5 protein-coding genes are annotated in these 6,013 nt (G+C 35.8%); 4 read left to right on the top strand and 1 reads right to left on the bottom strand.

Annotation, left to right across the window (positions count from 1 at the left end):
- Positions 1-137: 137 nt before the first annotated feature.
- Entirely contained in the window at positions 138-1,376 is a 1,239-nt protein-coding gene (locus FZC76_RS20180; protein WP_148989957.1) for an IS110 family RNA-guided transposase, read from the bottom strand.
- Positions 1,377-2,099: 723 nt separating this feature from the next.
- Here FZC76_RS20180 and FZC76_RS20175 point away from each other — a divergent pair.
- The 4 genes from FZC76_RS20175 (at position 2,100) to FZC76_RS20160 (ending at position 5,705) form a co-directional block, all read left to right on the top strand.
- Entirely contained in the window at positions 2,100-2,627 is a 528-nt protein-coding gene (locus FZC76_RS20175; RefSeq protein ID WP_148989947.1) for an SF0329 family protein, read from the top strand.
- Between the two features lie 259 nt (positions 2,628-2,886).
- On the top strand, positions 2,887-4,173 hold the full coding sequence (locus FZC76_RS20170) for an IS110 family RNA-guided transposase (RefSeq protein ID WP_148989946.1): 1,287 nt from the start codon (positions 2,887-2,889) through the stop codon (positions 4,171-4,173).
- Positions 4,174-4,679: 506 nt separating this feature from the next.
- Entirely contained in the window at positions 4,680-5,147 is a 468-nt protein-coding gene (locus FZC76_RS20165; protein WP_148989945.1) for a hypothetical protein, read from the top strand.
- Between the two features lie 144 nt (positions 5,148-5,291).
- Positions 5,292-5,705 (top strand): hypothetical protein, encoded by a 414-nt coding sequence (locus tag FZC76_RS20160; protein WP_148989944.1) that lies wholly within the window; start codon positions 5,292-5,294, stop codon positions 5,703-5,705.
- Positions 5,706-6,013 lie beyond the last annotated feature (308 nt).

Genomic DNA, 6,013 nt, shown 5'->3' with positions numbered 1-6,013 from the left:
CAAAACCAGCTAATAGTTGTCAACAATTTTCATTAAAAAAATGAAAGATTAGATGATATACTAAAAATGGGTATGCCAAATAACCTTCCAGTTTTTTATTTTTGGAAGGTTTTGTTTTACATTGTTAAATATAGCTATTAAGCTAATTCTTGGAAGGTTGTTTTATTATTTAAAAGCGCATAAATCAGATGTAAAAGCTTATTAGCACATGCAATGATCGCTACTCTATATGGTTTACCTTCATCGCGTTTTTTATCGTAAAACTCTCTTAATTTCCTGTTTCGAGGTATAACAGTTTCGCTCGTCTTTTGTTTACGGGCATCTCGAATTCCACAATACACAGCCATATATAATGCTTGCCTTAACCTTCTAGATCCTCTCTTCGTTATGCGATTGTTGGTTGCTGTAAATCTTCCTGAAGAGTATACACTAGGATCTATTCCTGCAAAGGCAACTAACTTTTTAGGGTGATTAAACCGGTCTATCTCTCCAATTTCGGAAATGATTGTTGCCGCAATCTTTTCTCCGATACCAGGGATAGTCTGGATAATCTTATATTCTTCAATTTCACTAGCGAGTGCATCTATTTCTGCTTCTAGTTGTGATAGATGCTCTTGATATTGAAGAACGATGGTGATAAACATCTTTAGGTTAATAATATGGCTTTCATACATATTGTTTTGAAATGGATTTCGTAATGCAGCCTCCATAAGCTTTTGTGCTTTTTCTTTTGCCCACTTTTCTGAACGTCTGGTACATAACGATACAATCTCGTCAGTTAACACGGATTCGGTAGTATTTAGTACATGTTCAGAAGTAGGAAATAAGGAAAGAGTCTGCAAAGAGACTTTTGAATATAAATTACCGAAGACACCTCTGTATTCAGGAAATACTTGATCTAGCACGGTTAGAAGCTGTACCTTAGTTTGTGCAGAAATAGCTGAAATTGTCTCTTGTTGCCTTGTGAGATTACGAAGGTTTAAGAGTTGAATACCTCTTTTCTTATATGGCTCAACTTCTTCTTTGTAGTATAGTTCGCAAAGAAGATAGGCATCGACAGCGTCTGTTTTTACCTTTCTTAAACTTGCACTCCTTGCTCGATGAGAAATAAGGGGATTCACAATAATATAAACATATTGCTGTTCCTCCAAAAATTGAATAACAGGAGCGTGGTAATGTCCTGTTGATTCCAAGATAACCGAAGGTTGCTTACCATCAGCTACTCTTTCAATCTCTTTTAAAAACCCTATTAAATGCTCAAAGCCCTCCACTGTATGCTTTACACTAAAACTTTTACGAAAAGGTTGACCCTTATCCAAGAATGCTTGTACTTGGCTTTCCCCTTTAGAAACATCCAGACCTACCACTGGATTCATCATCATCTCCTCCTCTTAAATATAATTAGTCGGTTGTCCCTAGAGCTGCTTGTACTGTCATAGGTTCGCTTGTTAAACGGGATCTTTGTCCCAACCAGCCTGAAACATGCTTATACAAGTAGGGAGTGAACAGTTTTGCGGACGGGATCATGTCCCACGGGCGCTACGTTCTACTCCGACTACCGCAATAATAAAACCAAATAAAAAAAGTTCAACCAGTAAAAACTGGTTAAACTTATATTACGATCATCCAGACCTACCACTGGATTCATCATCATCTCCTCCTCTTAAATATAATTAGTCGGTTGTCCCTAGAGCTGCTTGTACTGTCATAGGTTCGCTTGTTAAACGGGATCTTTGTCCCAACCAGCCTGAAACATGCTTATACAAGTAGGGAGTGAACAGTTTTGCGGACGGGATCATGTCCCACGGGCGCTACGTTCTACTCCGACTACCGCAATAATAAAACCAAATAAAAAAAGTTCAACCAGTAAAAACTGGTTAAACTTATATTACGATCGGGCGCGATCCAGGAACAAGGATCAGCGCCATTTTTGTCGTGGCCAAAGAGAATTTCATATTGTAGGAATTTTTAAATTATGAAATAATTGGTATTAAGCAATAGGGCAGGTTGGTTGACTAGTTTTTATTAGCAAGGTTTTTCACAATCAGGTAATATTGTTTAATACTAAGGTTAGAATTTTTGGGGTAAAGAGGTAAAAAATGTATAGTCCTAAATGGAGCAAAGTAAAAAAGCAATTAAAAAGTTTTACCTGTGATTCATTAAAAGACCGTATTGATTTTCATATTATTAATTATCGTAAAGCCCATGACCAATTGGGTAGGGCAGTTATAACAGTCGATAAAAAAGAAATATTAAGTATGTGTACAATCACAGCTGAAAGAGCAATGTATAGAAAAGAATGGGATATTAGAGAAAAGAAAATTATTGAATACGATATCAATAATTATGAGCAAAACTTAGAAATTGGAGAACAAGCTCATGAAATGATTAAAACAGAGGGGATTTTGGCACAGTATGATTTTTTTGACTCAGTAGAAGAATACCTTAGCTCCCCCATAGAAAAGTCTTTAAAATCTTCTGATATTATAATAAAGTTCCTTTCCTTAATAGATAGGCGAGTAGGAAAAAGAACATTACAAAAACTCAATAAGTCTATTGAAACTGAACCTGAAAGTATTAGATATATTTTAAAATTGAGGTGTTATGCTGAAGGGATAGGGAAATAAATCTCGGTTATTGCATATAAGAGTGCTTTTAGTTAGGATTCGCTTTTGATATGCTCTTACTTAAAATTGTGAAGATTTTCACTTAAACTAAAGGGGGCGTTTGCTGAAGAAGCATCCGCCCTTTGTTCAAGAAAAGGGCAGCATTCCTGTAATGAAGAAAAATGAGGTTTGAACAAAAAAATAACCTCTTGGTATGATATGAGTGTCCTGAAGCTGGCCAGCGAAAAGGACAAAACATATTTACCAGGAGGCATTCAATATGAATTATAACCAAAATGAAAAGATTGCTCAAATTACTTCTGAAACACTGATTATAGGTGTGGATATTGCGAAGTTCAAGCATGTAGCTCGTGCTCAAGACTTTAGAGGACTAGAGTTTGGTGCACCTTGTCACTTTGAAAATACGAAACCACATTTTGATCTTTTTTTAAGCTGGATAAAGCAATTGATGGAACAACACGGCATGCGTAAGATAATTATAGGAATGGAGCCGACAGGGCATTATTGGCTCAACCTTGCTCATTTTCTTAAAGAAGAGGAGATTAAGTTTGTCGTTGTAAATCCTATGCATGTGAAGAAATCTAAAGAATTAGATGATAATTCTCCAACCAAAAATGACGTAAAGGACGCAAGAGTTATTGCACAGCTAGTCAAAGATGGAAGATATGCCGAACCTAATATTCCACAGGAGGTTTATGCAGAACTTCGTGTGGCAAGGAAAATACGTGATCTCCTATTTGTTGACTTACAAGCTGTGCAGGGACAGATTCATAATTGGTTAGATCGATATTTCCCAGAATTTCTTACAGTGTTTAAGGATTGGGAAGGAAAAGCAGCACTACAATTATTAAAGTTAAATGCATTACCACATGAGTTAGAGATCCTCTCGGAACAAGAGATCCTCATTCACCTCAGAAAAGCTGTAAAGCGTGCGGTTGGACTCAGTAAAGTTCAAGAACTTAAACGAGTAGCGAAAGACTCTATCGGTATTCGTGAAGGTTCAAGGATGGCTAAATTAGAGCTTCGCACTTTACTAGACAAGTATGAGTTGATATATAAGAAGTTCGAAGAACTAGAATCTGATATTGATGGACTCCTTGAACGAATACCAGGTGTTCAACAAATGTTAGCCATTACAGGAATCGGCAAGGACACTGTAGCTGGCTTCTTCTCAGAAGTAGGGAATTTAAGTTACTATTCTCACCCTCGACAAATCATCAAGTTAGCTGGGTTAAGCCTAAAGGAGAATACCTCTGGAAAGCACAAAGGGCAAACGAAGATTACAAAGCGGGGCAGGAAGACACTAAGGGCTCTCCTCTTCCGAGTAGCGATGCCTTTGGTTGCTAAGAACACTGCTTTTAAAGCTTTACATGAGTATTTTACAACACGTAAAAATAATCCTCTAAAGAAAATGCAATCGTTGATAGCCATATGTAATAAACTGATACGAATTCTTTTTACGATTGGGACAAAACAATGTGAATTTAGTGAAGATAGAATGTTGAAGGATATTCCTCATATGGCACTATTACAGAAAGTAGCTTAGGAATCATATAGTTTGTTTTTTATAAAGTTTTATTAGGAAAATTATTTAGACATTTGAAGCACGGATTAGTCAGTAAAACAACAATACTACGGACTTAGATCCTGTCGGGCAGCATCACTGACATCCACCTCATGGAAAGGTTGGACGAAGGAATTTTGGAGCATAGACTCTGTGAGACATGGGAGGGTTGACCTCCATGAGACATGTGGACATCCACCAGTGCAACCATACTTTTACTTAGCCACCATTTTTTTGGATAGGAGTGGTTAGGCGGTTAAGGACTTTTTTTCTCTAACGCACCAAAAATAACCATACTTTCAACTTACATCCATGACTTTGATGTCGAATTAATATAGATCCTAATGAAATCATAAGAAAAAGCTAGAAAGCCAGAGTTATTCCTTTCTTTATAGAGGGAGGTTAGTTGAACAAGGAATTTCTTTAATTGATAGCGAATTTAATTGTAAAGACAAGGATTGTAGAAGATTGTAAAAGGGGGGATAATTATGAGTAAAAAATATAGATACATAACTTTAGGAATTATTGCAATAATAGTCTTTTTTTCCTTAAAAACATTTAATGATTATAGGCAAAGGAGTTTAGATGATTTAATAAATTTTAATCAAAGAGATTTTTATTCATTGGGATTTATAAAGGATAGAGAATTGGTGCCTGATAATAGGGCTTATGAATGGATGACGGAAGAAAAGGAACCAGTAGTTGAGCTAATGGAATTCTTAAGTCAGTATCGTATAAAAAAGGTAAGCGAAGATACCTTTATTGAAAAAATAAATAGTGAGGAACGCTTTGAATTTACCATTAATCATTCAAAGGCAAATCCAGCAATTGTTTGGGTGCTTGAGAATCGTGTTCATATTCTTGTTGGAAATTACTATGAAGTTGTGAATGGACCAATCGATATGGAATGGATTAAAGAATATAACAATAAATACCGAGAAAAGTATGCAGAATAAATTGTAGTGTAAGTTTGTGAATAATTACACTTCAACTAACTAGGGCGATTGTAGCACAATGGCACGCTTTACACGTAATAGCTATATTGGTATGAAAAGTATGTCTACATAAACAGTTATACGATTTCGGGGAGGTATAGAATAATGAGAAAACAACTTGAAGAGAAGATATATGCACAGGGTTATCCAGATGCAAAAACTGCACCAATCGTAACGCTCGAAGATTTTTTTGAAGGGAACAACGATGAAAGCTCTATTGGTTGTAATTTAATGGATCATCCTGGAGTTGAAAAATTCTATGATGTATTACTTAGAATTAGAAACAAAGATAATGTACAAGATGTTCTTGTTGAAATTATGGAACTGGAAGATGATGAGGAGTATTGGGCTTTTTCAGAAAGGATTTATGTTATTACGAGTGTAAATGAGTCTTTATTAGGTTCTTGGGTTACAGACTTAGAACCATCCGAAATAGATGAGGGATATGCTTTTGGAGAGCCTCCTAATGCCCCTAGCCTGTTACCAGAGTACAAGGTTTATTCTATTTGGTGGGATTAAAAAAGTATTCCGCAATCTAGGGCGATTCTAGCATTGAGGGTCGCTTCCTACTTAAGCATTGGACATATTTTTAAACACAAGAGGTGGAGATTCCTTGCAAATAAGACTAAAAAATGAAAAATTACTTGAGGTTAGGAATTATAGAAAAGAAGACTTTGTACTATCAATAAACTAAATGCAGATGAAAAGTGGAATAACCTGGTTGAAAACAAGGAGAGTACTAAGGGAGCTTGGGATAATTCATTTTTATATTAGCAAAGATGTATAATGTATATAAAAATAAGATAATTAAAACGGAGTAAGGTGTA

The organism is Sutcliffiella horikoshii (assembly GCF_008180725.1).
GTDB lineage: Bacteria > Bacillota > Bacilli > Bacillales > Bacillaceae_I > Sutcliffiella_A > Sutcliffiella_A horikoshii_B.
Note: the sequence above shows the minus strand (reverse complement) of the source record. Positions and strands in the feature narration are given on the sequence as shown.